The organism is Acidithiobacillus albertensis, from assembly GCF_001931655.1.
In the GTDB taxonomy this organism is placed as follows: domain Bacteria; phylum Pseudomonadota; class Gammaproteobacteria; order Acidithiobacillales; family Acidithiobacillaceae; genus Acidithiobacillus; species Acidithiobacillus thiooxidans.
This window is the reverse complement of sequence record NZ_MOAD01000001.1, coordinates 1,955,319-1,982,106: the sequence shown is the minus strand read 5'-3', so window position 1 is coordinate 1,982,106 and position 26,788 is coordinate 1,955,319. Positions and strand designations below refer to the sequence as shown.

The window sequence follows — 26,788 nt, the reverse complement described above, 5'->3', positions numbered from 1 at the left end:
AAACCAAACGTAACTCGTGGAGTGGCCAATGGACAAAAGCCTTATTCTGGAAAGCCGCTTTTCGCCCCAGGGCGATCAGCCGGAGGCGATTCGTCAGCTGGTCCAGGGGCTGACGGACGGAGAATTTTTCCAGACGCTTCTGGGGGTAACCGGTTCCGGGAAGACCTTTACAGTTGCCAATGTCATTGCCACGACCCAGCGCCCAGCCATTATCATGGCCCCCAACAAGACTCTGGCGGCGCAGCTCTATGCAGAAATGCGCAGTTTTTTTCCGCATAACGCCGTCGAGTATTTTGTCAGTTATTACGATTATTATCAGCCGGAGGCCTATGTCCCGTCTTCGGATACTTTTATTGAAAAAGATGCTTCCATTAATGACCATATTGAGCAGATGCGCCTTTCCGCGACGAAAGCTCTGCTCGAAAGGCCTGACGTCATTATTGTGGCGACGGTCTCCGCCATATACGGACTGGGTGATCCCGCTTCATACCATGGCATGATTTTGCATTTGCGCGAGTCCGATTTCATGGATCAGCGTGCGATTCTTCAGCGGCTGGCAGAAATGCAGTACACCCGTAACCAATTGGAACTGAAACGCGGTAACTTTCGGGTTAACGGTGATGTGATTGATATCTGGCCCGCAGAAAGTGAAGACGAAGCCGTGCGGGTGGAATTATTCGGGGAGGAAATTGAACGGGTTTCGCTTTTTGATCCGCTCACGGGGAAAACCATTGTGCGTTTGCCGCGCTATACCATTTATCCCAAAAGCCATTATGTAACCCCCAGAGAGAAAATTCTGGAAGCGCTGGACAGTATCAAGGATGAATTGCGGCAGCGTCTTGAAGATCTCCGCAAGGCCAACAAACTGGTAGAAGCCCAACGTCTGGAGCAACGCACCCGTTTTGATTTGGAGATGATGGCAGAGTTGGGATATTGCTCGGGTATCGAAAATTATTCCCGTTATTTATCGGGAAGAAGCGCCGGGCAGGCACCGCCTACCTTGATGGATTACCTGCCACCCAATGCTTTACTGTTTATTGATGAATCTCACGTCACCGTGCCCCAGTTCGGGGGGATGTACAAGGGGGATCGCTCCCGCAAGGAAACTCTGGTGGAATATGGCTTTCGTCTGCCTTCTGCGCTGGATAATAGACCCCTGATGTTTCCTGAGTTTGAAGCACTCATGCCCCAGACCATCATGATTTCGGCAACTCCCGGACCCTATGAAATGGAGCACTCCGGGCAGATTGTCGAGCAGGTGGTGCGGCCTACCGGATTAGTGGACCCGCTCGTGGAGGTACGCCCGGCAAAAGGCCAGGTCGATGACTTGATTAGTGAAATCCATGTAGTCATCCGCAGTGGCTGGCGCATTCTGGTTACCACCCTGACCAAGCGTATGGCAGAAGACTTGACCGACTATCTGCACGACTTGGGTATCAAATGCCGCTATTTGCATTCAGATATTGAAACAGTTGAACGGGTGGAAATTATTCGGGATTTACGCGCAGGCGTTTTTGATGTGCTGATTGGCATTAACCTGCTGCGTGAGGGGCTGGATATGCCCGAAGTGGCGTTAGTGGCGATTCTGGATGCAGACAAGGAGGGCTTTCTGCGCTCGGAGCGCTCGTTGATTCAGACCATTGGCCGCGCAGCCCGGAATTTGCACGGTCGAGCGATTTTGTATGCGGATCAGATCACCAAATCCATGACGGCGGCCATGGCAGAGACAGATCGCCGCCGCGAAAAGCAAGTGCATTTTAATGCGGTCCACCAAATTACCCCCAAGGGTATAGTGAAACCCGTGGCGGATATTATTGAGGGCGTGTATCGGCGTAACGCGCAACCTGCAGCGAAGGTGGCAGAGAAAAACAGCGCTTATCGTCTGCTCAATGAGCCGAAAGCCGTTGCCAAAAAAATCAAGGAGCTGGAAGAGGAAATGTTCCGCCATGCGCGCAATCTGGAATTTGAGCAGGCGGCAGCATTGCGGGACGAAATAAAAAAACTGGAAACCCGTCTGTTGGGTACCGATCTGGAAGTGTCTTTGTTAGAAGACTAATACCAGACCGGTTAGATCATTCATCCAAAAAACGGCAGTTGCCGTGGGTGTTTTTTGCTCCGTTGTTCCTCGCCTGTTGTTCTAGGGCTCATCCTGCTGTCAGGAGAGAACTCGCCCTGCGGGCTCAAACAGATCTCCTGACGGGCGCTGGATTTCGCCAAGAACAACGACGGCTCAAAACAAAAGTCGCTGCAAAGCACCCACGGCAACTGCCGTTTTTAGCTTCATGATAAATCAGGCGTTTTCTTTCGGTTCAGTACCCGCTACCAGGAAAAACGGCTCCTGATCAGCGGGCATTTCTGCCAGTTCGGCATCAGTCAGGCGGGCGTACACTTCAATGTTGTAGCCCGTAGGATCCCGCAGCCAAAGTTCATGTAGAGGCGTACCGCGCCAGGTGGTGCGGGGCGGTTTAACAATTTCGGCACCTGCCGCCATGGCGCGATGATAGCTTTCGATGACTGCCGCCCGGTCTTTCACACCCAGTCCCACATGGTAAAGGCTGTAAGTGTCCAGCGCTTCTCCCCGGTCATTCACCAGAATAACGAGATTCAGGCACAAATGCGGGACGATAAAAGTGCTGAAGCGTGCCGTGCTCTGTTTGGGCGCGACCCCCAGAAAGTGCTCGTAAAAACGAGTGCTTTCGGCTAGGTTGCTGACCCGGAAACTGAGATGAAATTCCTGGGCAGCAGGAACCATCACCGGGTTCTGATTGGTTGTATCCATACGCTCAGGGTTCCATGCTGCCAATGCGATTCAGTTCCTGCCTTAACTGAGCGGGATCTTTTTCGAGCCATTCAGCAACAGGCAATTTCAGCAAGGCTTCAATGCGGTGCCGGAGAATACGGTATGCCGTTTGAAAAGCCGCATCAATTTCTGCTTCGCTGCCGGTGGCCTTGGCCGGATCTTCCACCCCCCAATGCGCGCGTATGGCGGGTCCGAGGTAGGCGGGGCAGGCCTCGCCAGCAGCACTGGCACAAACGGTAATGACAATGTCCGGCGTGGTTTTCAGTTCATCCCAGGATTTGCTGCTCAGGCCTTCCGTGGCAAACCCCTCCTGCTGGAGAAGCTGTATCGAACGCGGATGAACATAACCCGCAGGATGGCTTCCGGCACTGGTCGCGTGCAGACGTGAATCGGCCAGTCCGTTCATGGTGACTTCGGCGAGAATGGAACGACAGGAATTTCCGGTGCAAAGAAACAGGATTTCAGGAGTTTTCATTCAGTGCTTCCTCGTCAAGTGGCAGATTTGCAGGTTGGGGTAAAGAACAATTCCGGGTACCACGACAGCAATTTTCTGTCAGATAGGCGACTAATGCCCGAACTACGCTCATGTCAGCCCGATAGCGTTGATAACGACCCTCGCGTTGCACCGTAACCAGACCGGCATGTTGAAGGCTTTTCAGATGAAAGGAGATACCATTGTGGGGTTGGTCCAGATGTTCGGCAATATCACCGGAAACCAGTCCTGTGGGCTCCTGTTCAACGAGCAGGCGAAAAATTTCCAGGCGCACGGGAGAGGCTAGCGACTCCAGTTGCTGAACAATATTTTCCGTTTCTTTTGAAATTTCCATCATTCTATCCACGAACATTTCTTGTAGTATTGACAAGTATCAACGCCTCGTCAAGACTGACGTCACTTTCCAATCGTCTGGAGTATAGCCCCATGCTGGCCGTAGTCATTTTTCTCGTCACCCTGATTTTGGTCATCTGGCAACCCAAAGGCCTGAGCATAGGCTGGAGCGCCATGGGCGGGGCGGTCGTTGCCCTGGCAACGGGCGTCATTACCTGGAGCGATATTCCTATTGTCTGGCATATTGTCTGGGATGCCACCTTTACCTTTGTAGCCCTGATTATCATTTCCCTGATTCTGGACGAGGCCGGATTTTTCCACTGGGCAGCCCTGCATGTAGCGCGTTGGGGCGGGGGACGCGGTCGCTTGCTCTTTGTCCTGATTGTCTTGTTGGGTGCCTGTATTGCTGCGGTTTTTGCCAATGATGGCGCCGCTCTTTTGTTGACGCCCATTGTGATGGCCATTTTGCTCCGTCTGGATTTTTCTCCCACAGCGACTTTTGCTTTTATTATTGCTACTGGCTTTGTCGCCGATACCACCAGTTTGCCGTTGATGATTTCCAATCTGGTGAACATTGTCAGCGCCAACTATTTTAATATTTCCTTTTCACAATATGCGACCGTCATGGTGCCCGTTGATATTGTGGCATTGCTTTCCACTTTGGCGGTTCTCTGGCTGTATTTCCGACGCAGTTTGTCAGGCAGTTATCCTACGGCGCATTTGCCGGATCCGGCGACGGTCATTAAAGATCATCTGGTGTTTCGTGCCAGTTTTCCAGTGCTTATCTTATTGTTGGTAGCCTATTTTGTGACGGCGCACTGGAATGTACCCGTGTCGGTAGTCACCGGAACCGGGGCCTTGATCATGTTGGCTTTGGCTGGTCGCTGGTTGCAGGGTGGTCGCGATGCACAGATTCCGGTGCGCAAGGTGTTGCGCGGCGCTCCCTGGGCCATTGTGGTGTTCAGTCTGGGCATGTATCTGGTGGTTTATGGTTTACGCAATGCCGGACTGATCCATTTTGTGACCATAGCACTCCATGATTTTGCCAGCCATGGTCCGGTAGTGGCGGCGCTGGGCACCGGTTTCATGGCCGCGCTGCTGTCTTCGATCATGAACAATATGCCCGCTGTGCTGGTGGGTGCGCTGGCTATTCATCATCTACCTGCCACGGCGGATCCCATGCTCCGTGAAATCATGATTTATGCCAACATCATCGGTTGCGATCTGGGGCCGAAGTTTACGCCCATCGGCAGTCTGGCCACCTTGCTCTGGTTGCATGTGCTCAGCCGTAAGGGCGTCACCGTGGGATGGGGGCAATATATGAAAACCGGTCTGCTCATCACTCCACCCGTATTGTTTTTGACTCTGTTGATGCTGGCCTGGTGGTTGCCTCTGGTCTAAGGTCCTTGGCGACTTGACGTTTGGGCCGCTATTTCCTAAAATTTATACCAACCAGACGGTATGTAATAACAGGAGATAGTGATGCAGCTCAATACCGATTGGTCCAAAACGGTGGTCATTTACACCCCGGACTTACCCTGGCAGGGTTCTCCGGCAGAGGGCGTTCAGCGTCGTTTGCTGGAGCGGGACGGGGAGGAAGCAGCCCGTGCGACTTCCGTGGTACGTTATGTTCCCGGTGCCCATTTTCCAGAACACCAACACCCTCTGGGTGAAGAAATTTTTGTTCTGACGGGGACGTTTTCCGATGAGACAGGAAGTTATGGTCCCGGGACTTATTTGCGTAATCCTCCTGGTTCTGCCCATGCCCCTTATTCAGATGAGGGCTGCATCCTTTTTGTAAAGTTGCGCCACTTCAATCCTCGGGATCTGCAGCCGGTACGTGTCAACATGGCTCAGGCGCGTTGGTCATCCGGTCTGGTAGATGGCCTTACGGTACTCCCCCTGGCTGACTTTGAGGGAGAGCATACCGCGCTGGTGCGCTGGCAGCCGGAAACTTATTTTCAGGCACACCGTCATTATGGCGGTGAAGAAATACTGGTTTTGGAAGGAACATTTGCCGATGAGCACGGCGAATATCCCGCCGGAACCTGGATGCGGAGTCCCCATTGGAGTGCCCACCAGCCTTTCAGCAAGGAAGGTTGCCTGATTCTGGTCAAGACGGGCCATCTGCCTTTGCCGGCAGATGGCAGTTAAGTACACACGACAAGTGATTTAAGGAGATATTATGACGAAAGCCTATGCAGCCCAATCATCCACCAGCCCTTTAGCCCCGCATGAGATTGAAAGACGTCAGCCTGGTCCGGATGATGTCAAAATTGAGATTCTTTACTGCGGTGTCTGCCATTCTGATTTGCACACAGCCCGTAATGAGTGGAAAAACACCATTTATCCCTCAGTGCCTGGTCATGAAATTGTCGGCAGGGTGGTGGCTGTCGGTGATCAGGTCAAAAATTTCAAAGTAGGTGATTTTGCAGGCGTGGGTTGTATGGTGGACAGTTGCGGACATTGCAGCTCCTGTGACGAGGGTGAAGAACAATATTGCGAGAATGGTTTTACCGGTACGTACAATGGCCCGGTGTTTGGCGGGGAGAATACGTTTGGGGGTTATTCTCAAAGTGTGGTCGTCAAGGAGTCTTTTGTATTAAAAGTCCGCCATGACGAGAAAAGTCTGGCCAGTGTGGCTCCGTTGCTTTGTGCGGGCATCACCACTTACTCGCCGTTACGCCATTGGCAGGTTGGGCCGGGTAAAAAAGTGGGTATTGTCGGTTTGGGTGGATTGGGTCATATGGGCGTCAAGCTGGCCCATGCGATGGGGGCTCATGTCGTTTTATTTACGACCTCGCCCGGTAAAATCGAAGATGGTAAACGTCTGGGCGCGGATGAGGTCTGCATTTCCACGGATCCCAAGCAGATGGCTGAGCAGGCCAACAGTTTTGATTTTATCCTCAATACGGTGGCCGCTTCCCACAATCTGGATGCCTTCCTGAGCCTGTTGAAGCGGGATGGCACCATGACGCTGGTGGGTGTTCCCGCCGAGCCACATCCTTCTCCGGAAGTTTTTAACCTGATATTCAAACGTCGTCAGCTGGCGGGCTCGCTCATCGGTGGTATTCGGGAAACCCAGGAAATGCTCGATTTCTGTGCAGAACACGGAATTGGTTCGGACATTGAAATAATTCCCATGGACTACATCAACACGGCCTATGAACGGATGCTGAAAAGCGACGTTAAATACCGTTTTGTCATTGATATGGCTACCCTGTAACAAGGGGTCCGAAAAATGTATCTACCGGGTCTGCTATAGCGGGCCCGGTTGCCAGGCCCTCCTGTTTTTCCCTTCCTGTTTATTGTTCGCGTTGTGCCTTAGGTCCGAATTGGCTACCATGCACAGCATCAAGCGCGTGCACGTCGAGACCTATGAGCAAATACATTTTCGTTACTGGTGGTGTGGTTTCTTCGTTGGGCAAGGGCGCCGCCGGCGCGGCTCTTGCCGCGTTGTTGGAGGCGCGCGGACTTAAAGTAACCATGATGAAGCTGGACCCGTATATTAACGTAGATCCGGGTACCATGAGTCCTTTTCAGCATGGCGAAGTGTTTGTCACCGCAGACGGTGCGGAAACGGATCTGGATCTCGGTCACTACGAGCGTTTCATTTCGACCCGCATGACCAAGCGCAATAATTTCACGACCGGGCTGGTCTATCAGACAGTGATTGAAAAAGAACGTCGTGGTGATTATCTGGGCCGCACCGTGCAGGTGATTCCCCATGTGACCGACGAAATTAAACGCCGGATTCGTATTGGTGCCAGTGATGCGGATGTGGCTTTGGTAGAAATCGGTGGAACAGTGGGTGACATTGAATCTCAACCGTTCCTGGAAGCCATCCGCCAAATGGCCGTGGAAGAGGGGCGCGGCAATACCCTGTTCATGCATCTGACCCTGGTACCCTATCTGCCCTCGGCTGGTGAAATGAAAACCAAGCCGACCCAGCATTCAGTGCGCGAGCTGCGCGCTATTGGTATTCAACCCGATGTTCTGTTGTGTCGGGCAGACCGCCCGATCCCGGAAGACCATCGTGCCAAAATCGCCCTGTTTTCCAATCTCACTGAAAAAGCCGTTATTTCAGCCATTGATACAGACAGTATTTACCGTCTGCCGCTACTTTTCCATGACCAGGGCCTGGATGATCTGGTATTGCAGGACCTCGGCCTGCAGGCTCCGGCGCCGGATCTCGGCGCATGGCAGGGGATTATCCATGCCCTGGAAAATCCCGAAGGGGATATCGTCATTGCCCTGGTCGGTAAATATGTAGGGCTGACCGAGTCTTACAAGTCGCTGGCGGAAGCCCTGTTACATGCGGGATTGCGGGCCCGACGCAAGGTGCATTTTCTCTATGTAGATGCCGAAGATATTGAATCCCGGGGTGCGGGCATGCTGGCTGAAGCTGATGCAGTCCTGGTACCTGGTGGATTTGGCGGGCGTGGTACAGAGGGGAAAATTACCGCAATTCGTTATGCCCGAGAAAATAAAGTGCCCTATCTGGGAATTTGTCTGGGTATGCAGTTGGCCGTAGTGGAATTTGCCCGCCATTGTGCCGGGCTGGTCAATGCCAACAGTTCCGAGCTGGACCCGGAAACGCCGGATCCGGTAATTACCCTGATGACCGAATGGTCTGATCCTGAAGGTAATACGGCTTATCGGGAAGAGGGCGGTAATCTGGGGGGAACCATGCGTCTCGGTGAGCAGGAATGTACCTTGCAGCCGGACAGTCTGGTCGCTAAAGCCTATGCCCAAACCGCCATTTATGAGCGCCACCGCCACCGTTTTGAATTCAATAACCGCTATCGGGCACCTTTGGCAGCGGCCGGTTTGCAGTATACCGGCTTTTCGGCGGATAGTGCTTTGGTCGAGGTGGTGGAATTGCGGGATCATCCCTGGTTTCTGGGCTGTCAGTTTCACCCTGAATTTACCAGTAACCCGCGTCAGGGCCATCCGCTTTTTGATGCCTTCATGGCGGCGGCGGTTACCCAGCGGGAGAAACAGGCATGAATCTCTGCGGTTTTGAGGTCGGGCTGGATCGTCCTTTCTTTCTGATTGCGGGCCCTTGTGCCATAGAAAGTGAAAAGCTGGCCTTGCAGACAGCGGAAACGCTCCGGGACATCTGTCATCGCCTGAATATTCCCTTTATTTACAAAAGCTCTTATGACAAGGCGAATCGTTCTTCGGGCACCAGTTTTCGCGGTCCCGGCATGGATGAAGGGCTGCGGATTCTCGAAAAAGTGCGCCGGGAGTTGGGCGTGCCGGTCATTACCGATGTCCACGAAAAAGAGCATGTAAAGGCGGTTGCCGAGGTCGTAGATGTCCTCCAGACTCCCGCTTTTTTATGTCGTCAGACCGATTTTATTCAGGCCGTGGCTGCAGCCGGAAAGCCGGTCAATATTAAAAAAGGCCAGTTTCTGGCACCCTGGGACATGCTTCATGTTGCCGCAAAAGCCAAGGCGACGGGTAATGCCCAGATTATGGTCTGCGAACGGGGCGCTTCTTTCGGATACAATAACCTGGTTTCGGATATGCGCTCCCTGGCCGTGATGCGCCAGACTGACTGCCCGGTTGTTTTTGATGCCACGCATTCCGTGCAACTGCCGGGAGGGCAGGGGGATCGTTCCGGCGGGCAGCGCGAGTTTGTGCCAGTACTGGCCAGATCCGCCGTCGCTGCGGGGGTTTCCGGTCTGTTTATGGAAACCCATCCGCGTCCTGCCGAAGCCCTGTCCGATGGTCCCAATGCCTGGCCACTGGGTCGGCTGGAAAGCCTGCTGCGCACCCTTCAACACATCGACCAGTTGGTCAAAGCCCAAGATTTTCCTGAAAATCATCCTGAGGATTTAATATGAACGCCATTGTCCGCATTCAAGGTCGTGAAGTACTGGATTCACGTGGTAATCCTACTGTAGAAGCCGAAGTTCATCTGGAAAATGGGGCCATGGGGCGCGCCATTGTCCCCAGTGGCGCATCGACGGGTGAGCGGGAGGCCATGGAATTGCGGGACGGTGGCTCACGTTATGGTGGCAAGGGCGTACGCAAGGCGGTAGAGCATGTTAATGGTGAAATTCAGGATGCCCTGTTGGGGATGGAAGCGGAAGACCAGGAGCATCTGGATGCTGCCATGTGCGCCCTGGATGGTACTGAAAACAAGTCCCGTCTGGGTGCCAACGCCATTTTGAGCGTTTCCCTGGCCGCTGCCCATGCCGCCGCTCACGCCGCCGGACAGCCGCTTTATCGGTATATTGGTGGCCTGGGTCCGGTGCAGTTGCCGGTACCCATGATGAATGTCATTAACGGTGGTGCCCATGCCGATAATGATGTGGATATGCAGGAATTCATGCTGATTCCTGCGGGTGCGGAATCGTTTTCGGAAGCCTTGCAGATGGGTGTGGAAGTGTTTCACAGCCTGAAAGGGGTCTTGCAGAAGAAAGGATTGGCGACAACGGTAGGCGATGAAGGGGGTTTCGCCCCGAATCTGCCATCCAATGAAGCGGCTCTGGAACTGCTGATGGATGCCATTGCCCAGGCCGGTTATCAACCGGGTAAGGACATCTGGCTGGGTATGGATGTGGCCTCCAGCGAATTTTATCGGGATGGCCGTTATCATCTGGCCAGCGAAAAACGTGATTTAAGCAGTGCGGAATTTGTGGATTATCTGGCTGCGCTGGCTGATCGTTATCCCTTGATCAGCATTGAAGATGGTATAGACCAGAATGACTGGGAAGGCTGGATTACCCTGACAGATCGTTTGGGCGACCGTCTGCAACTGGTGGGCGATGATATTTTTGTGACAAACACCGCCATCTTGCGTGAAGGGATTGAGCGCGGTGTGGGTAATAGTATTTTAATTAAACTCAATCAGATCGGGACCTTATCAGAAACTCTGGCGGCCATTGAAATGGCCAAAACCCATTGTTATACCGCCATTGTGTCGCATCGTTCGGGTGAAACGGAGGACACAACCCTGGCAGATGTGGCGGTGGCTACGGGTTGTGGACAAATTAAAACCGGTTCTTTGTCACGCACCGATCGGGTGGCCAAATATAATCGTCTTTTGCGTATTGAAGAAGAATTGGGTGAGGTTGCGCGTTATCCAGGACTTGCAACTTTTTATAATCTCGACTAAAAGGTAGATATTATAGAGCGTTTGCAAAGGCGCTTGCATTTCCCGGAGATTATTTCGATATGTTTGATTGGGCGCAGTTCAAAGCCAAAGTGAATACGGCAAAATCAGAAATGCGCCTGGTTGATTTCATGTTGCTCGCCGCTTTGTGTGCTTTGCAATACCCGCTGTGGTTTGGAACGGGCAGCTGGTTAAATGTGGGTGAATTACATCACAAGCTGGAGAGCAAAGAAGTAGTTTTGAAAAAGCTGGAAGCGCGCAATGATCATCTGGAAGCCAAGGTGGTCAGCCTGCAAAGCGGAGATCGCGCCGTAGAAGAGTTGGCGCGCCGCCATTTGGGGATGGTCAGTAAAGGCGAAATTTTTGTCTGGGTGATTCCGGCAACGGAAAAATCCTGAACAAGCCGCCTAACCTGTTTTGCTCAGGCGGCTTTTTCATTCAGGCCCGGTCTATATACGTCCCATCAGTAGTATTTACCCGGATTTTCTCCCCGGAATTCACAAACTGGGGCACCATCACCGTAATGCCCGTTTCCATGCGCGCTGATTTGTAGGAGCCGGTTGCTGTCTGTCCTTTGATGGCCGGATCGGCTTCGGTCACTTCAAGAACGACCACCGAAGGTAATTCCACCCCAATGGGGCGATCATTATGCAGATTGACCTGAATTTCCGTATTGGGCAATAAATACCCAGTCTGACCTTCCAGCAGATCTTCGCTGAGAATGGATTGTTCAAAGCTTTCGTTATCCATGAATACATAACCAGTGCTGTCGGCATACAAATATTGCATGGTTCGGGCTTCCACAACGGCTTTTTCCATGGTTTCACCCGAGCGGAAACGGGTATTGGATTTGGTTCCTGTTTCGATGTTTTTCATTTCGACCTGAACGAAGGCCCCGCCTTTGCCAGGCTTTACAAAATCCGTTTTGAGTACACGCCAAAGCCCTTTTTCATGTTCCAGAATATTGCCGGGGCGAATATCAAAGGCCGAAATCTTCATACCATCATCCTTGTGGGCATTCCCTTTAGAGGGCGTGAATTGTACCCTAGAGGCTTATTGCTGACCAGTCCGCTCCTTTACGAGGTTTCTCATGTCCGACACGCACACCCAGCCCCTGGAAATTCGCCCCTTGATGATCAGTCGGAAGATGGAAATTGACTGGGCAGATGGTCATACCAGTGTTCTCAGTTTTGAACATTTGCGGGTGGAGTGCCCCTGCGCGGAATGCAAGGGTCACACCCCGGATGAAGCCCGGGTGATCACCGGCAAGGAAGACGTGAGTATTGTCGATGTGCTGCCGGTTGGAAACTATGCCATTCAAATTCATTTCAGCGATGGCCACAGCACCGGGATTTTTACCTGGGAATATCTGCGTCGTCTGGACGCGCAGCAGGCCGGGACAGCATAAACCCCCGTTGACGTGATGACGCAAGAATCCTCTGAAAATTCTGCCAATCAGGTGCTGGAATCTGATGCGCCTTTCGATCTTCGGGAGTTTTTGCGTACGCTGACCAGTCAGCCCGGCATTTATCAGATGTACGGCGTCGGCCGACGCCTGCTTTATGTCGGTAAGGCGCGCAATCTGAAACGCCGCGTGAGTTCGTACTTTCAGAAACAGCGGCATAGTCCCAAAACCCTCGCTATGCTTGCGCAGGTGCAACAGGTCGAAGTGCTCGTCACCCATACGGAAACAGAGGCCCTGGTACTTGAGGCGAATCTCATCAAGCGCCACCATCCTCCCTATAATATATTGCTGCGCGATGACAAAAGTTATCCGTATTTATTGATTGAGACCGGCGTGTCTTTCCCGCAAATGAGTCTGCACCGTGGCGCACAAAAGAAAAAGGGACATTATTTTGGTCCATACCCGGCGGTGACGGCCTTACGTGAAAGTATGGTGCTGCTGCAAAAGGCCTTCCGTTTGCGGACTTGTGAAGAACCTACGTTTCGCAATCGCAGTCGCGCCTGCCTGCAATACCAGATTCAGCGTTGCAGTGGCCCCTGTGTGGGGCATATTCTCCCTGAAGACTACGCCCGGGATGTGAATGATGCCGTTCGTTTTCTGGAGGGCAGGAGTGACGAGGCCATTCGCAATCTGGGCGAAAGGATGCAACAGGCATCAGAACAGTTGAATTTTGAAGAAGCGGCCCGGCGTCGCGATCAGATTGCCGCCCTGTCCAAAATTCAGGAGCGCCAATATGTGGCGCAAGCGGGTGGTGGCGATTTTGATGTGATAGCCCTGGTCCAGGAAAATGGACAATGGGTCATTTTTGTCAGCTTTATCCGCAATGGTCGCCAACTGGGTGGCAGGGCCTTGTTTCCTCAGCATACTGAAGACCTGCGCGGGCCGGATGTCATGGCAGGTTTTCTCATGCAGTTCTATAATAACAAAGATGTGCCGGGGAATCTTTTAATCAATATATTGCCTCGCAACGGCGCTGCAGTGACAGAAGCCTTGATAACCCAGTCCGGGCATAAAGTGGTTATGGATGCGCCGCAGCGGGGGCCCCGTAAACGCTGGATGGCTATGGCACATACCAATGCTGTGGGGGCATTGCGTCAGCGTACCCATAACGCTCGTGCGGGGCGGCGGAGAATGTTGTTGCTGCAGGAGTTTTTTGAGCTTCCTGAGTTGCCGCAGAGAGTGGAATGTTTTGATATCAGTCATACCCGGGGTGAGGCGGCAGTGGCTTCCTGCGTGGTTTTCGGTGAAGATGGGGCGATGAAGGAAGCCTATCGCCGTTTCAACATCCGTGATGTGACCGGTGGCGATGATTACGCGGCGATTGAGCAGGCGGTCTATCGGCGCTATGGTCGTCTGCAAAAAGAAGGAATGGCGTTGCCTGAGATTGTTCTGATAGATGGCGGACCAGGGCAATTGGCACGTGCCGAGGCGGCACTGGCGATGCTGGAAATTGATGAGATTCAGCTTTGCGGCGTATCCAAGGGGACAACCCGCCGACCCGGAATGGAACTGCTGTATGTACCCGGTTGGCCGATGGCCCGGCAGTTGCCGCCCGATGATCCTGCCTTGTTGGTCATTCAGGAAATCAGGGATGAAGCGCATCGTTTTGCGATTACCGGTCATCGTGCGCGACGGAGCAAAAACCGTCAGGAGTCAGATCTGGATAGCATTCCTGGCATTGGTTCCAAACGTCGCATGGCGTTGCTGCGCGCTTTTGGCGGGCTGAAGGGCGTTCGCGATGCGGGTCTGGACGACTTGCAACGAGTGGAGGGAATTCATCAGGAATTGGCCCAACGCATTTATGATCATTTTCATTAAGGAAGTTAGCGGACTGTGATAAAGCGTTTACCCAATTATCTGACCATTCTCCGCATTCTGCTGGTGCCTATATTTGTTGCCCTGTTTTATTGGGGGGGCGAAGCAAGAACCTATGCAGCAACGGCTGTTTTTGCCATTGCCGCCATTACCGACTGGGCAGATGGTTATCTGGCGCGACGCTACCAGGGCGTTTCACCGTTTGGAACCTTTCTGGACCCGGTGGCCGACAAGATCATGGTAGTGACCGCCCTGATACTTATTGCCTCCTCGCAAGAAATGCCGCCAGTGCTGGCCGGGATCCTCATCAGTGTGATCGTGGGCCGGGAAATTACCGTGTCCGCCCTGCGGGAATGGATGGCGGAACTCGGTGAGCGCAAAAAGGTGGCGGTGTCCTGGCTGGGGAAGGCCAAGGCGACCACCCAGATGCTCGCCATTTTATTTCTGGTTTATCGCGAAGCGTTGTGGGGGGTGTCCGCCCGCATTGTCGGAATCGGACTTTTGGTTATTGCCGCCATCATGACTTTGTGGAGTATGCTCGGTTACCTGCAAGCTGCCTGGCCCAGTTTGATGGCCTCTGGCGCTGATCTTGACAAGGATGGGTGATACCTTTATCTTTGCGCCCATGCGGGAATAGCTCAGTGGTAGAGCACAACCTTGCCAAGGTTGGGGTCGCGAGTTCGAGCCTCGTTTCCCGCTCCAATATCAAGGGAAAGTTTTACGCTTTCCCTTTTCTTTTAAGGCTGGGTGGCAGAGTGGTCATGCAGCGGCCTGCAAAGCCGCGTACCTCGGTTCGATTCCGGGCCCAGCCTCCAAATAAACTAAAAAAATTCTCCTGCACCTGTCAAATAAACACTGCATTTATGCGGCTCTTTGCTGAGTTAAGCTTGGTAAGCCAACTGGAACGCTGGTAGATCCACAAGAAACCACCACCACTTGTTCGAGAATGGCTCTAATCCAACGGAAGTCGCCGCCACTAAGGCCACAAGACATTTCAGAAGTTGAGGCGGTACAATCAGTTGAGGGCAGAAAATATGGCGAAGAGGTTTGATTGAAAATAATTGGACCCATCCAGTATATTGAGGCCATCGTTGATGGTTCAGGCATTCGGGAGTTGGCGGGTCTCAGGGCGCGGTATGGCGACGGAAACTGGAAAAGAAAAAAGGCATTGCCGTGATAGGCTTGAGCGATGGTAGACAGGCTCTGGCAAGAATGACTGCATAATGAGTATGATGTACCTACTCTCGAAGGTTCCAATAGTGTTAAGCAATGATTATGCATCAACGCGTCAGCGTAGTTATGTTTGCGGTGATTTTATTCTGTCTATCCCATTGAATCAATCTAAGCACTGAAATTCACTCATAACTAGCCAATTTTTAATGCAGTTTTAAAATTCATGCGTAAGGCGTTTTATGCGTTATATCTGTTGTAATAAGATGTGTTTTGATCTCTATTTTATTTATTTTATCCATCATATCCCATCTCCTGTTGATGTCTGAGTTTATGATATGAATAATAAATTATAAAGTTTACCATGTTGTCGTTTTAATAAAAATTGACATTTTTATATAAATATGAGATATATATGGAAACATTCAATATTTGTTTATTATAAAAATAAATATTATTTGTCCAGCTTTAACGTTTTTTTCATATTTTATTAATCAGGAGGTTCGCACATGCCTGTGTCCAGGAAATCCGACACTTCTCAAAAAAATGCTCTAAAACGTGAAGGCGGACTCGTTGGTCTGATATTGGCCTGTGTAGGAGCATCCATAGGTTCTGGCTGGTTATTCGGGCCGTTGTTCACGGCAAAAATGGCTGGCCCGTTGGCCATCGGGTCCTGGATTCTGGGAGCGGCGGCCATTCTTTTGCTGGCCCTGGTGTTTGCCGAGTTGGCACCCATGATTCCGCGTGCCGGAGCAGTCGTCCATCTGGCGCATGTCGGCAATGGACCTATTGTCGGACATATGTGGAGCTGGATTTTATTTCTTTCCTACGCCTCCATCGCCCCGCTGGAAGTGACGGCCGTATTGACCTATGCCAATAACTATTATCCGGGTCTGTTGCAGCCACATACGGATTTGCTGAGTAGTTTCGGGTTTTTGATCGCCGTGATCATGCTCGGTTTGTTTGTAATCACCAATTTCATGGTGATTGGCTGGGTACTCAGGATCAATAATGCGGCGACCTGGTGGAAAATTGGCATTCCTTTATTAACGGCGGTGATGTTGATTGCGGTGGCCTGGCATCCCGGAAACTTTCACATGCGCGCCGACAATACCCTGAGTGATGTGCATGGCATGTTCATCGCCATTGCCAGCGGTGGGGTCATATTCAGTTTGCTGGGTTTTCGTCATGCCATAGATTTGGCCGGAGAAAGTAAAAATCCCAGGCGGGATGTGCCTATTGCCGTTATCGGTTCGGTGCTGATTGCTTCGGCAGTCTATATCGCCGTTCAGGTTGCTTTTCTCGGTGCGGTGAATCCTGCAGATATTGCCAAAGATGGATGGGTACATTTGCATTTCCAGGGGGTAAATGGCCCCTTTGCGGCCTTGGCAGCGGCGGTGGGCATCGGCTGGTTGGCGACCTTACTGTATGTGGATGCTTTTATTTCGCCCGCAGGCACCGGGCTGATTTACACGACCACTGCGGCGCGGGTTACCTTGGCTACGGCTGAAACTGGTGCAGCACCCATGTGGCTGAACAAGATCAATCGCCATGGTGTTCCCTGGGTGACACTTATTCTCTTGTTCCTGGTTGGCATTATATTTTTTCTGCCTTTCCCATCCTGGCAGAAAATGGTCGGATATATTGCCTCCATGACGGTGCTTTCGTATTCTATTGGACCCATTGCCCTGATACAAATTCGTAAGGCTATGCCGAATCTGGAGCGTCCATTTCGGTTGTGGGGGGCACCGGTGCTGGCCCCTATCGCTTTTGTGGTATCCACCTGGATTGTTTACTGGTCAGGTTTGCGCACGCTGAACTTTATTTTTATTACGCTATTTGTGTTATTGGCTATTTATGCGCTTACTGGAGTTTTTCGAAAAGGTCGCTGGGCAGAAATGGGCTGGCAATACATGTGGTGGATATTCCCATACTTTATGGGGATGTGGGTTATCAGTTGGATTGGCCCTAAAGATCTGGGTGGTCTGGGTTATTTGGCATTTTTCCCGAGTATGGGGGCCTTGGCGGTTTTGGCTCTCAGCGTATTTTATCTGGCTATTCGTGAATCAGTAGCGGATAAAACCATGCGCATATATATGCGTCAGTTTGGCAACAAGGTGCCTCCAGCCGCTCCTTAGATAAGAATGGAATCATGACTATAATCCAAAGGCTCGCCGGATAATATGCTTCTGCTAAAACACCTGCCCACGGTGCGCGAGCCCAGGCTTTACCTGAGCATGGAAAGAACTTACCTGTCTTACTTGAAATTTATGTTTATAGCTTTTGGTACAGGTATTCTTTCTAAAAAAATGATCTTGTTACTGGCTGCTTTGCATTTTTATGGGCTGATTCCTTTTTTTCAGGACTTGTATAAGCTTTTGACCTGGCCAGTGCTGATTTTGTTATTTATGGTTTTTTATTTTTTTGTGCGTGATCTGCGCTATATCAATCGTGGTGCCCCGGTCACTGCCAAAGAAATTCAGGATCCACGTATTTATTTTTCGGCGGAGCGCACTTTTCTTTCATGGATCAGAACCGGGATCAGCATTGTAATTTTTGGTTTTGTGATGGAAAAGTTCGATTTTTTTCTGACCAAGCTGGCGCTGATGATGCACCGGGTGATTACGTTGCATGCGAGCTTCTCAGGAATGAGCATTATTTTCCTGGTATTGGGGATTATCAATATTGCTGTTGGACTCGGTGGATTTATGCTCACCGTTTATCAGGTAGAGCATGGTGCGTATCATCCCCACCACAAATTATATGGGTTTTATGGCTTGTCTTTGTTGGTCTGTTTGTCATTGCTGAGTTATTTGCTGATCAAACTTTCGATTTGAGTCAATCTGGCCGCTGGACATCAAAGCGCTATACAGTACGGGCGCCAACCATAAAGACATGAATATCGAGAGCAGCAACCCACCCATGACCGCAATGGCCAAAGGCTTCAGTAAATCCGTGCCATGGCCAATGCCAATGGCCAGAGGTAAAAACCCGAAAACATCCGCGAGCATGGTCATGAGGATGGGGCGCAGGCGCTGTCGCGCAGCAAAGGCCACCAAAGCCGGGCGGGGATGGGTACCCCCAATTTGGCGCGCACGTGCAAAAATCAGAATGACATTGTTGACGGCAATGGCAAAAACCAGCAACACGCCCAGAAAAGCCGTACTGTCGAGTTCCAATCCACAAATCCATAACAAAAGCAGGGAGCCCGGTGCGGCCAAGGCGATGGAAAGAAGCGCCGCCACGGCGGCGCGTTGACTGCTGAACTGAAATCCCAGCAGGATCAACAGTAAACCCAGTGCACCAGCCAGAATCAACGCCATCTGCTGAAAGCTTTGCCGCTGTTGTCGATAGTAACCACCCAGTACCGGGGTGATGTTGCCGGGCAAGTGCATTTGGGTGATGATTTTTTTGGTCTGACGGGCAGCCTGGGCCAGGCCTTCTCCCGGCTTTGGTTGTAACCACATGTAAGCATCAGGCACCAGATTCTGATGAGTCACAAAAGGAATGGCACCTTGAATGTGCAGGGAAGCAATGCTGGAAAGAGAGGTCATGGCCCCGTCGGGCAGTTGGATAGGCAGCGCGGACAAGGTCTGCGGGGTCTGTGGCTGCCCCACCAGTTTAACGCGAATAGGCAGTATTTGTTCGCCATGCAGCAAAAAACCCGCTTGTCTTCCCCAGAAACGGGCCTTGAGCTGCTCAGCAATGCCCGGCGGGGTAATGCCATAAAGTGCGGCCATGGGCGTGGGGGTGATTTCCAACTCAGGCCCAGCCGATGGGGACTTGAAGTTGACTGATGCAAAATCATGACTGTTTTTCAGGGCGGCAGCCAGCCGTGCGCCTTCACCACGCAAAACGCTGGAATCGGAGCCGAACAGATAAACTACCAGGGGGGCATGTGCGCCCGAGAGGTTTCCCAGACGGACAATCATGGTCTGATGCAAAGACAGTCCGATCAGATTGGGGGCCATGCTGCGGTATTGTTTGCGCAGTTCTGCCATCACGGTTTCGGTGCTGTCGTGATGATCCGGTTTGAGGACGATGGTGATGGCACCTTTGTTGGCGGGTGCATGACGGAACTCGAAACCACGACCGACCATAAGGGACGCCCGCTGCACATTGGGATTGTGCAGTGCCGCCTGCATGAAAGCGCGGCCGATCCGGGTGGTTTCGGCAACGCTGCTGCCCACCTGGGTGCGATAGGGTACAGAAATAATGCCTTCATCCCAGTGCGGGAGAAAAGCGGTCGGCAGGATCGTGAGTGCCAGTCCGGCGGCCCCTGCCAGTATAGCGACGGGTAAAATGGCCCAATAAGGGCGGCGCATCCCGGCGATGAGCCATTGACTGTAGTGCCGGCGCACCCAGCGCTCTGCATGATGCAAACGGCGGGAAGATGAGGTCACACGACCGGCGAGCCATGCTGTCAGAATCGGTGTGACCAGCAAGGCCACCATTTGTGATGCCAGCAGGGCAATGACGATGGCCAATGCCATATGGCGGAACAGCAGCCCCAGGGTGCCCGATAAGAAGAGCAGGGGCAGAAACACCAGGCAGGAGGTGAGGGTGGCAAGACTCATCAATGGTAGGATGTCGGCGCTGCGGCGCAACGCCAACTGGCGACGCTGCGAAGCTTTACCCTGCAGGCCATGGAGACCGCGTTCGACCACGACGATGGCATGGTCCACCAAAGCACCGATGGCTGCGGTTATGCCCCCCAGGGTCATGATATTCAGGCCATATCCGAGCATATGCAGAACCAGAAAAGTGGCAGCCAGGGCCAGAGGGACCACGGCCAGCGTTGCCAGCGCTCCGTCCAAACGTCCCAGAAAGGCCAATACGACCAGCCAGGCAATCAGGCTGCCGAGTCCCAGGGCAATCCAGACATCACGCAGGCTATGGCTGATCAGGTGGCTGAGATCATAAATGGGTACCAGATGGACGCCCGGGGGGAGATGTTTGCGCAGATTGTTCAGACGTGTTTGCACGGCGTGGGCGACGCTGACGTCATTGGCGCCCGACTGTGCAAGTACGTCAATGATCAGGGCGTGTTGATAACCGGGTATGGCTGCTTCACTCAGCAGCGGGGGCGGCCCGGTATGCACCTGACCCAGGGCGCCCAAGGCCAGCGGAGTGCGGGCACCGGAAGCATCGGGTGGCCCCAGTGGCAGGGTCAAGGCAGCCAAGGTCTGATCGTTTTCAGGCCGCGCTGTTGTCGCCAGAATCAACTGCTGATGATAGGCGTGCAGAACCCCAGAAAAAAATGGACCTTGGGCGGATTGCAAGGCGTTGATGACCTGCCGGGCACTGAGGTGATGCTGCGCTAACCGTGCCGGATCCAGATCCACATGCACCTGTGGCCAGCCGCGACCGGTGCCCTGCACCTGATAGATCCCGGGAATGGACAGTAGAGCCGGTCGTATCTTAAAGGCAAAAGTAGGCATCATTGCCGAACTACTCTTTTGATTGGACACCAGCGCATATTCAGCAAATGGATAGGTATAGGGTGCCATGCGGATCACCCGCAATTGCGCACCGGCGGGCAGGCGGTATTGCGCCAGGCGTGCCTGGAGCATCAGATATGCGGTTTGCGGGTTGGTCCCTGGTTCAAAATAAATATTGAGCTTGCTCAGGCCGGTACCGGTTTGCGAGCGAACCAGACGCACCCCTGGCTGACCTTTTGCGAGCGCTTCCAGGGGCTTGGTTACCTCCACTTCCATGAACTTGACGGGCAGACTGCCGTCATTGACGAGGACCGCCACTCTTGGAAAATTGACATTCGGAAAGACGCTTTCCGGAAGATTCTGCAGGGCAAACCAGCCTGCACCGAGTAATAATAAGGCGCTGAGTAAGATGCTGAAGCGATTGCTCCAGAGAAAATGCAGATACACTCTCATGGTTGTTGCTCTTGTACCGGGGTGCCACTGAGCAAGCGATCATTGGCGCTGACGATGACCTGCTCGCCGGTTCGCAGAGCGCCCTGTACCCAACTTTGCCCGGCCTGACTGGCAATAATATGTACGGGAACAGCCATGGCCTTGCCCTTGCGGATAACAAACACTTCGATCTGTGCGGCATGCATTACCACAGCGGCAGTAGGAATCTGGAAGGCTCGGCCTTGAACTTGTTGTACTTCTGCCTGCAGCCATTCGCCGGGCAGCGCCCGGCTTTGTACTGGCAGATCAATATAGACGGACACCAGTCCCAGATGGCGGGCGCTTTGTCCTACGGAACGGACCTGTCCCAGGCCGTGCCAGTCTGCACCGTGCAGAACGACGGTACTTCCGGGGCGTAAGTTTCGGGCGAGGGAGGGGGTGACATAGGCCTGTGCCCAGGGTTTTCCGCGACCATCCAGGGTCGCAATGGCTGTTCCAAAATTGACTACGGCCCCAGCCGGAACCAGATAATGTAAGCTGCCTGCAAAGGGCGCAATGAGGGTTTGTTGAGCGGCCTGCGCCTGTAAAATGCGCAGATGAGATTGCGCCTCTGCCAGCGTCAAACGACTGGTTGCGACATTTTGCTGGGCAATGACGCCATCCTGATACAATTTCTGGTCGCGCAAATACTGTCCTTGAGAAAAGGCAATCTGTTTTTGTGCGGTCTGGATGCTGCTCTGCAACCCGGGTGACGCGATTCTGGCGATGATCGTTCCGGCAGTTACGGGTCCATCGGGGAGCAGCGGACCGAGGACGCGTCCGGTAACGGGGGCTGTCAAAGTGGCGGCACCATTACTTTCAACCTGGGCCAGCAGGGCGCTTTGCTGAATGGCAGCACTTACCCTGACTGGAGCCGTCCGCACGGGTATGCCAGCCCCCCAGGCGTTATGAACGCTCAAGAGGAGCAGAATGCCTGAAAAAATGCTGAAGCAGTAAGGTAGCGATGCCCGGTAAAAATATGGTAAAAATTTCATGCGGTTAAGCTTCCATGAGTGGATTATCATGAGGATGCACGCTGTCCCGGCAGGAAGCCGCTGTCCAGGATCAGTTGCGTGCGACTTAAACGGGCGCGAATCATCGCGTTGGTAGCCTGCAGCTGAGCCTGAACCCAGGCATCTTCAGCTTGTTGCAAGGATAATGCGCTCTCGGCACCGGCCAGATAGCCCTTGCGGGTCATGTCGTACACCGCCTGAGCACTGTGCTCGATTTCCCCGGCATCTTTCAGGGCAATGCTGGCCGCCCGGGCGGTCCCGGCGTCCTGTGCCAGACGGCTGCGTATCTGCATTTGCAGAGCCGATTTAGCTGACTGCAATGCCGCAACCTGTTCCCGGGCTGCTGCAATCTGATCGCGGTTGCGACCAAAGCCAAAAATGGGCATCTGCAGGCTGAGGCTGGCCTGCCAACCTAACTGCGCACTATGCGGTATGGTCGCAGTATCAACTCCGTAAGCGGCGTTGGCACTGAATACCGGTAAGCGGACACTTTGATGGAATTGCAATTGGGCGTGTGCCGCCTGAATTTGCGCATCAGCCGTCCGGAGTAAGGGCTGCGCCTGCATGGCTCGACTCTGGATTTTGGATAAATCCGGTAACGGCTTGAGTGGGGTGCTGATTTTTGCCAGCGTTGGTAAATGGCTTCCAAGGCCGGTTTGCAAGGCCAGAACCTGGCGTATGGCCACACTTTGGGCCAGGGTTTGTTTCAGTTTGCTCTGGATGCGCAACAGGTTCAGTTGTGCCTGCTTCAGCGCTAGGCGGGAACGGGTACCAGCAGCATAACTATCCCGGGTGGCTTGAAATACTTGCCTGGCAGTAACGAGGGCGCGTCGCCAGATGGCGATCATATTATTACTCAGAGCCAGCCGGTAATAGGTCATACTCACTTGTGCGGCCACTGACAGGCGGGTTTGCAGCAGATGAAAGCGCTCAATAGTGACCCGATCTTCGCTCAGTTTGCTGAGTGCCCGGGTTTGCGGCGCATAAATGGGAACATGCAAACGGATTTGTCCCAGCATTTCCCGTGCGCCATTGGCACTGACAAAAACGGGCTGACCGGAGCGGGATTGGGTCCAGATAGTGGCCGCATTCAGGGAAAGAGCGGGTAGCAGTCGGGCTTCGGCACTGCGACTGAGATCTTGTTGCGCTTCCAGTTGGTGCTGGCTTGCCTGAACGAGGGCCTGATTATGCAGGGCGCTGTTAATAGCCTGGTTGAGCGTCAGAGGGGCCGCATGGGCGCCAATCGATATGCAGCCCAAGCTTAAAACCAGTAGCCAATTTTTGGCAGCAGACTGACGATTATTCGGTATAAATTGAAAAAGCATTTTTCTCGACTATCTGTAAAATGTGTTTATGAATGGGGACGGTTTTTTTATTATGACATTGCTGCATGTCCAGAAGATGACCGCAAGATGACCAAATCGTCATCTTATGTTGTCATCATTGTTATCCTTAGAAATTATCGGGAAAGATAAAATGGCCGTCGTCCCTTTTCCGGCAACGCTTTTTAAGCGGATCTTACCCCCATGTAGATGCACGATGGATTGTACAATGGCCAGTCCCAGCCCGGTTCCCTGTCCACGCCGCATGCGTGCGGCATCTGCGCTGTAAAAACGGTCAAATACCCGGTCAAGATCCGCATCGGCGATGCCCGATCCGGTATCGCTAACAATCAGTTGGACCTGCTCGCGGGACTGTTCACAATAAATCCGGATGCTGCCACCGGCTGGCGTATGACGCAGGGCATTACTCAGTAGATTACTGACAGCGCGGCGCAGGAGATCAGAGTTTGCAGTGATGGATCCCTGAGCATCATTGTTCAGGGTAACATCCTGTTCATCCGCCATTGCCTGATAAAAACTGCAAAGAGAGGCCATTTCCTGATGAATGTCCAGCTGTTGCTTATCCAGCGCGTTATGATCCTGTTCTGCCCGGGCCAGAAACAAAAGGGCATCGACCATACGCGACAAGCGTTCATATTCATCCATGGCGGAGGCGATACAGGTCTGGTATTCCGGGATGCTACGGGTCCTGGAGAGTGCCAGCTCGCCCTCACCGCGTAAAATATGGATGGGCGTGCGCAACTCATGGGCAATGTCTGCCGAGAAGCGGGAAATCCTGGCAAAGGAGTCTTCCAGCCTTTCCAGCAGCCGGTCAAAATTTTCGGCCAGTGTGGCGAGTTCGCTGGGCCAGTTATCTCCAGCAATGCGCCGATGCAACTGGCTGGCGCTCAGTTCGTCCACCAGGCTGGCCAACTGATGGACGGGTCGCAAGCCACGCCGGGCAATCAAATACCCTGCCAGTATCGCGATGAATAACGCCAAAACAATCGATAGCGCGAGCGCGTAGCGATAGAAAGCCAGAAAGTGTTCACTTTCGCTGGTGCGGATAGCCACGTAAATGATACTGGCTGGCTGACCTGCAAAGCGTTGCGCCATCACTTGAAAATGTTCATGCTTTTTAACTTTCCAGTGCCATTGTTGGGGCTCGAAAGCCTTGGGTTTGCGGTCAAAGGGCTTGTTGCTGTCGAGGAGAGGATTATCACTGCGACCCCGGGCAATAATGCCCTCCTGTGACCGGCTTACCCAGATGTATACCCCGCGAATAGTATTGGACTCCATCTGTATTTCATGAAGCAGTTCGGAAAAGTGATCGGTGCTGTTGCGCATGGCCGTATGTATGGCATGGATTTTACTGATAAGAATCTGGCTGTCGGCCGCACGCAGTTGTTCAGCCAGAATCCAGTACAGGGCAGCGCCCGCTACCGCAATCAGGATGGTGCTCAACAGGGCGTACCAGAGGGTGAGCCGGACCGCCATGGAGCGCCCCGGACGCTTTAAGATTTTAATGACGTAGTTCAAGAACATAGCCAACCCCTCGTAAAGTATGGATCAATTTGTCCGGAAAGGGATCGTCCACTTTTCGGCGCAGGCGGCGGATGGCAACGTCCACAACATTACTATCACTATCAAAATGCATATCCCAGACCTGCTCGGCAATGCGGGTGCGGGTCAGCACTTCGCCGGGAAAGCGCATGAGGTAGGCCAGCAGGCGGAATTCCTGAGGGGCCAGGTTTATGGGCGTGGCGGCACGCCAGATTTTGTGGCGGAGCAGATCCATTTCCAGATCGGCGTAATAAATGGTCTCTTCCGTACGCAGATTACTGCGTCTCAGAATACTGTGAATTCTGGCTAGTAATTCTGAAAAAGCAAAGGGTTTCACCAGATAGTCGTCTGCGCCCCGGCGCAAACCTTCCACGCGCTGGGCTACGGCATCCAGGGCGGTCAGCAGAATGACCGGCTGATCGGGATGCCTTTTACGGATTTCCTGAAGAACCCACCAGCCATCCCTCTGCGGCAACATCAGGTCGAGCACAATCACTTCATATTCGCCGATTTCGGCGAGGTGCTGGCCGTCCACGCCATTGTCGGCAACATCCACCACATAGCCTAGCTCGTTGAATCCTTTTTTGAGAAAGGCAGCCGTTTTAGATTCATCTTCAATAACCAGAATTTTCATGGGAAAAAGCCAAAATGAGTCAAGAATAATGTTGGAAAAATACGCTGTATTAATCCTCTTAACAACTTTTCTGCGGATAAGAGCGGAAAGGAGGATATTTCATAATAAGTCATTTTTTGACCTTTTGGAGAATATGTATACAATAAACTCTCTCTTAATGGTCCTATTCCGAGATACTATGAAATCCTCAATGTCCATGGAACATAAACGCCGCTTGGCTTTCGGCGTTGTTCGTATCGTTTTTGGCCTGGTCTGGCTGATCAACACTTGGTTACAGTTTAATCCAGCCTATGCAGCCCACTTTCTGGGGAGTTTTAATGCGGACTGGGTGAGTGGACAGCCTGACTGGATCATCCAGTATGGACATTGGATGGCGAATCTGGTGCAGCACATAGGGCCACAGTCTGTGGCTTATGGAACGGTAGGGCTGGATGCCATTCTGGCGGTTGCCCTGATCACCGGGCTGGGCTTGCCATTTCTGGCCGGGGTAGGGGTGCTGTATAACCTCTGGCTCTGGAGTACGGTGGGTGGATTTGGCGGACCCTATACCCAAGGGGCCACAGATCCGGGCACGGCGATTATCTATGCCCTGTGCTTTGTTTATGTGATCTGGTCCCGAAGCTGGGAAGGTCTGAGTTTGAGCAAGGTGCCGCATAAGCCTTTGTATGCCCCGGCCATGCACACTGCCCGGATTCTTTTCGGTCTGCTTTGGGCTTTTGATGCATTCTGGAAGTGGCAGCCCTATTTTCTGCACAATGCCGTGACTTATTTGCAGCAGGCACTTCCAGGAGAGCCCGTCTGGATTGCTGCTTACATTTCCTTCGTGATTGCCGTGATCAACCTGGCAGGACCGGTACTTTTCGGCTACGTCGCCGCCATCATGGAAAGTATCATCGCTTTTTTTCTGCTCATCGGACGGGGTATGCGCTGGATTATTCCTGTGGGTATTGCCTACAGTTTCGGGGTGTGGACAACAGCCGAGGGATGGGGAGCGCCTTATCTGCCCGGCAGCACGGCCAATAAAGGCGATGTGCTGGGCACCACCAACATTTATATCATTGCCTTCCTGTTCCTGGCGGCCTGGGTTTATTTCACTCCCCGTGCCCAGCGCAGGGGCGACGGCGATGCCTGAAGCCGCCTGA

23 protein-coding genes and 2 tRNA genes are annotated in these 26,788 nt (G+C 52.8%); 16 read left to right on the top strand and 9 right to left on the bottom strand.

Annotated features, from left to right (window positions below):
• Window positions 1-28 precede the first annotated feature (28 nt).
• Window positions 29-2,056: an excinuclease ABC subunit UvrB gene (gene uvrB, locus BLW97_RS10310; RefSeq protein ID WP_075323092.1), complete on the top strand. Its 2,028-nt coding sequence runs from the start codon at window positions 29-31 to the stop codon at window positions 2,054-2,056.
• Between the two features lie 234 nt (window positions 2,057-2,290).
• Here uvrB and BLW97_RS10305 read toward each other — a convergent pair whose 3' ends face one another.
• The 3 genes from BLW97_RS10305 to BLW97_RS10295 are packed head-to-tail and all read right to left on the bottom strand — an operon-like array spanning window position 2,291 to window position 3,630.
• Window positions 2,291-2,779 (bottom strand): VOC family protein, encoded by a 489-nt coding sequence (locus tag BLW97_RS10305; protein WP_010640436.1) that lies wholly within the window; start codon window positions 2,777-2,779, stop codon window positions 2,291-2,293.
• Window positions 2,780-2,783: 4 nt separating this feature from the next.
• Entirely contained in the window at window positions 2,784-3,275 is a 492-nt protein-coding gene (locus BLW97_RS10300) for an arsenate reductase ArsC (protein WP_010640437.1), read from the bottom strand.
• Window positions 3,262-3,630, bottom strand: coding sequence for an ArsR/SmtB family transcription factor (locus BLW97_RS10295; protein WP_242947790.1), 369 nt, complete (start codon window positions 3,628-3,630; stop codon window positions 3,262-3,264). Before BLW97_RS10295 ends, BLW97_RS10300 begins: the two co-directional genes overlap by 14 nt.
• A gap of 89 nt (window positions 3,631-3,719) precedes the next feature.
• Between BLW97_RS10295 and BLW97_RS10290 the strand changes: the two genes are divergently transcribed.
• The 7 genes from BLW97_RS10290 (at window position 3,720) to BLW97_RS10260 (ending at window position 11,150) form a co-directional block, all read left to right on the top strand.
• Window positions 3,720-5,027, top strand: a complete 1,308-nt coding sequence (locus BLW97_RS10290; RefSeq protein ID WP_075323090.1) for an arsenic transporter — start codon at window positions 3,720-3,722, stop codon at window positions 5,025-5,027.
• Between the two features lie 81 nt (window positions 5,028-5,108).
• The gene (locus tag BLW97_RS10285; RefSeq protein ID WP_075323089.1) at window positions 5,109-5,780 is read left to right on the top strand and encodes a cupin domain-containing protein; all 672 of its coding nucleotides are present in this window, start codon (window positions 5,109-5,111) and stop codon (window positions 5,778-5,780) included.
• A gap of 31 nt (window positions 5,781-5,811) precedes the next feature.
• Window positions 5,812-6,852: an NAD(P)-dependent alcohol dehydrogenase gene (locus tag BLW97_RS10280; RefSeq protein WP_010642205.1), complete on the top strand. Its 1,041-nt coding sequence runs from the start codon at window positions 5,812-5,814 to the stop codon at window positions 6,850-6,852.
• A gap of 152 nt (window positions 6,853-7,004) precedes the next feature.
• Window positions 7,005-8,636 (top strand): CTP synthase, encoded by a 1,632-nt coding sequence (locus BLW97_RS10275; protein WP_075323088.1) that lies wholly within the window; start codon window positions 7,005-7,007, stop codon window positions 8,634-8,636.
• The gene (gene kdsA / locus BLW97_RS10270; protein ID WP_075323087.1) at window positions 8,633-9,478 is read left to right on the top strand and encodes a 3-deoxy-8-phosphooctulonate synthase; all 846 of its coding nucleotides are present in this window, start codon (window positions 8,633-8,635) and stop codon (window positions 9,476-9,478) included. The genes BLW97_RS10275 and kdsA overlap by 4 nt, the downstream gene beginning before the upstream one ends.
• Window positions 9,475-10,755 (top strand): phosphopyruvate hydratase, encoded by a 1,281-nt coding sequence (gene eno, locus BLW97_RS10265; RefSeq protein ID WP_075323086.1) that lies wholly within the window; start codon window positions 9,475-9,477, stop codon window positions 10,753-10,755. Before kdsA ends, eno begins: the two co-directional genes overlap by 4 nt.
• A 59-nt stretch (window positions 10,756-10,814) precedes the next feature.
• The gene (locus BLW97_RS10260) at window positions 10,815-11,150 is read left to right on the top strand and encodes an FtsB family cell division protein (protein ID WP_010642198.1); all 336 of its coding nucleotides are present in this window, start codon (window positions 10,815-10,817) and stop codon (window positions 11,148-11,150) included.
• Window positions 11,151-11,190: 40 nt separating this feature from the next.
• Here BLW97_RS10260 and efp read toward each other — a convergent pair whose 3' ends face one another.
• Complete coding sequence (gene efp / locus BLW97_RS10255; protein WP_010642195.1) at window positions 11,191-11,751, bottom strand: elongation factor P; 561 nt, start codon at window positions 11,749-11,751, stop codon at window positions 11,191-11,193.
• A gap of 91 nt (window positions 11,752-11,842) precedes the next feature.
• On the opposite strand from efp, the gene BLW97_RS10250 reads away from it, so the two are divergent.
• The 7 genes from BLW97_RS10250 (at window position 11,843) to BLW97_RS10220 (ending at window position 18,039) form a co-directional block, all read left to right on the top strand.
• Window positions 11,843-12,160 carry a gamma-butyrobetaine hydroxylase family protein gene (locus BLW97_RS10250; protein WP_010642194.1) on the top strand — a complete coding sequence of 106 codons (318 nt, stop codon included), beginning with the start codon at window positions 11,843-11,845 and terminating at the stop codon, window positions 12,158-12,160.
• Window positions 12,161-12,175: 15 nt separating this feature from the next.
• A complete protein-coding gene (gene uvrC, locus BLW97_RS10245; RefSeq protein ID WP_075323085.1) occupies window positions 12,176-14,035 on the top strand; it encodes an excinuclease ABC subunit UvrC in 1,860 nt (619 codons plus the stop codon).
• A gap of 15 nt (window positions 14,036-14,050) precedes the next feature.
• Entirely contained in the window at window positions 14,051-14,638 is a 588-nt protein-coding gene (pgsA, locus tag BLW97_RS10240) for a CDP-diacylglycerol--glycerol-3-phosphate 3-phosphatidyltransferase (protein WP_075323084.1), read from the top strand.
• 21 nt (window positions 14,639-14,659) lie between these two features.
• A tRNA-Gly gene (locus BLW97_RS10235) sits at window positions 14,660-14,734 on the top strand.
• Between the two features lie 39 nt (window positions 14,735-14,773).
• Window positions 14,774-14,847 (top strand) — tRNA-Cys (locus BLW97_RS10230).
• Window positions 14,848-15,711: 864 nt separating this feature from the next.
• A complete protein-coding gene (locus tag BLW97_RS10225) occupies window positions 15,712-17,340 on the top strand; it encodes an APC family permease (RefSeq protein WP_075323083.1) in 1,629 nt (542 codons plus the stop codon).
• Between the two features lie 45 nt (window positions 17,341-17,385).
• Window positions 17,386-18,039 carry a YidH family protein gene (locus tag BLW97_RS10220; protein ID WP_075323082.1) on the top strand — a complete coding sequence of 218 codons (654 nt, stop codon included), beginning with the start codon at window positions 17,386-17,388 and terminating at the stop codon, window positions 18,037-18,039.
• Here the strand turns inward: BLW97_RS10220 and BLW97_RS10215 are convergent.
• The 5 genes from BLW97_RS10215 to BLW97_RS10195 form a co-directional block, all read right to left on the bottom strand.
• Window positions 18,001-21,096, bottom strand: a complete 3,096-nt coding sequence (locus BLW97_RS10215) for an efflux RND transporter permease subunit (RefSeq protein WP_075323081.1) — start codon at window positions 21,094-21,096, stop codon at window positions 18,001-18,003. The genes BLW97_RS10220 and BLW97_RS10215 overlap by 39 nt on opposite strands.
• Entirely contained in the window at window positions 21,093-22,109 is a 1,017-nt protein-coding gene (locus tag BLW97_RS10210) for an efflux RND transporter periplasmic adaptor subunit (RefSeq protein ID WP_075323080.1), read from the bottom strand. The genes BLW97_RS10215 and BLW97_RS10210 overlap by 4 nt, the downstream gene beginning before the upstream one ends.
• Before the next feature lie 26 nt (window positions 22,110-22,135).
• A complete protein-coding gene (locus BLW97_RS10205) occupies window positions 22,136-23,452 on the bottom strand; it encodes a TolC family protein (protein ID WP_075323079.1) in 1,317 nt (438 codons plus the stop codon).
• A gap of 99 nt (window positions 23,453-23,551) precedes the next feature.
• On the bottom strand, window positions 23,552-24,994 hold the full coding sequence (locus tag BLW97_RS10200; protein ID WP_075323078.1) for a heavy metal sensor histidine kinase: 1,443 nt from the start codon (window positions 24,992-24,994) through the stop codon (window positions 23,552-23,554).
• On the bottom strand, window positions 24,972-25,646 hold the full coding sequence (locus BLW97_RS10195; protein WP_075323077.1) for a heavy metal response regulator transcription factor: 675 nt from the start codon (window positions 25,644-25,646) through the stop codon (window positions 24,972-24,974). Before BLW97_RS10195 ends, BLW97_RS10200 begins: the two co-directional genes overlap by 23 nt.
• A 190-nt stretch (window positions 25,647-25,836) precedes the next feature.
• Here BLW97_RS10195 and BLW97_RS10190 point away from each other — a divergent pair, with 190 nt between their 5' ends.
• Window positions 25,837-26,778, top strand: coding sequence for a hypothetical protein (locus tag BLW97_RS10190; protein ID WP_226860365.1), 942 nt, complete (start codon window positions 25,837-25,839; stop codon window positions 26,776-26,778).
• Window positions 26,779-26,788 lie beyond the last annotated feature (10 nt).

Bases quoted from the DNA above. Each gene is read 5' to 3' on its own strand.
- uvrB (WP_075323092.1), top strand. From the start codon at position 29: ATGGACAAAAGCCTTATTCTGGAAAGCCGCTTTTCGCCCCAGGGCGAT.
- BLW97_RS10305 (WP_010640436.1), bottom strand. From the start codon at position 2,779: ATGGATACAACCAATCAGAACCCGGTGATGGTTCCTGCTGCCCAGGAA.
- BLW97_RS10300 (WP_010640437.1), bottom strand. From the start codon at position 3,275: ATGAAAACTCCTGAAATCCTGTTTCTTTGCACCGGAAATTCCTGTCGT.
- BLW97_RS10295 (WP_242947790.1), bottom strand. From the start codon at position 3,630: ATGATGGAAATTTCAAAAGAAACGGAAAATATTGTTCAGCAACTGGAG.
- BLW97_RS10290 (WP_075323090.1), top strand. From the start codon at position 3,720: ATGCTGGCCGTAGTCATTTTTCTCGTCACCCTGATTTTGGTCATCTGG.
- BLW97_RS10285 (WP_075323089.1), top strand. From the start codon at position 5,109: ATGCAGCTCAATACCGATTGGTCCAAAACGGTGGTCATTTACACCCCG.
- BLW97_RS10280 (WP_010642205.1), top strand. From the start codon at position 5,812: ATGACGAAAGCCTATGCAGCCCAATCATCCACCAGCCCTTTAGCCCCG.
- BLW97_RS10275 (WP_075323088.1), top strand. From the start codon at position 7,005: ATGAGCAAATACATTTTCGTTACTGGTGGTGTGGTTTCTTCGTTGGGC.
- kdsA (WP_075323087.1), top strand. From the start codon at position 8,633: ATGAATCTCTGCGGTTTTGAGGTCGGGCTGGATCGTCCTTTCTTTCTG.
- eno (WP_075323086.1), top strand. From the start codon at position 9,475: ATGAACGCCATTGTCCGCATTCAAGGTCGTGAAGTACTGGATTCACGT.
- BLW97_RS10260 (WP_010642198.1), top strand. From the start codon at position 10,815: ATGTTTGATTGGGCGCAGTTCAAAGCCAAAGTGAATACGGCAAAATCA.
- efp (WP_010642195.1), bottom strand. From the start codon at position 11,751: ATGAAGATTTCGGCCTTTGATATTCGCCCCGGCAATATTCTGGAACAT.
- BLW97_RS10250 (WP_010642194.1), top strand. From the start codon at position 11,843: ATGTCCGACACGCACACCCAGCCCCTGGAAATTCGCCCCTTGATGATC.
- uvrC (WP_075323085.1), top strand. From the start codon at position 12,176: ATGACGCAAGAATCCTCTGAAAATTCTGCCAATCAGGTGCTGGAATCT.
- BLW97_RS10225 (WP_075323083.1), top strand. From the start codon at position 15,712: ATGCCTGTGTCCAGGAAATCCGACACTTCTCAAAAAAATGCTCTAAAA.
- BLW97_RS10220 (WP_075323082.1), top strand. From the start codon at position 17,386: ATGCTTCTGCTAAAACACCTGCCCACGGTGCGCGAGCCCAGGCTTTAC.
- BLW97_RS10215 (WP_075323081.1), bottom strand. From the start codon at position 21,096: ATGAGAGTGTATCTGCATTTTCTCTGGAGCAATCGCTTCAGCATCTTA.
- BLW97_RS10210 (WP_075323080.1), bottom strand. From the start codon at position 22,109: ATGAAATTTTTACCATATTTTTACCGGGCATCGCTACCTTACTGCTTC.
- BLW97_RS10205 (WP_075323079.1), bottom strand. From the start codon at position 23,452: ATGCTTTTTCAATTTATACCGAATAATCGTCAGTCTGCTGCCAAAAAT.
- BLW97_RS10200 (WP_075323078.1), bottom strand. From the start codon at position 24,994: ATGTTCTTGAACTACGTCATTAAAATCTTAAAGCGTCCGGGGCGCTCC.
- BLW97_RS10195 (WP_075323077.1), bottom strand. From the start codon at position 25,646: ATGAAAATTCTGGTTATTGAAGATGAATCTAAAACGGCTGCCTTTCTC.
- BLW97_RS10190 (WP_226860365.1), top strand. From the start codon at position 25,837: ATGTCCATGGAACATAAACGCCGCTTGGCTTTCGGCGTTGTTCGTATC.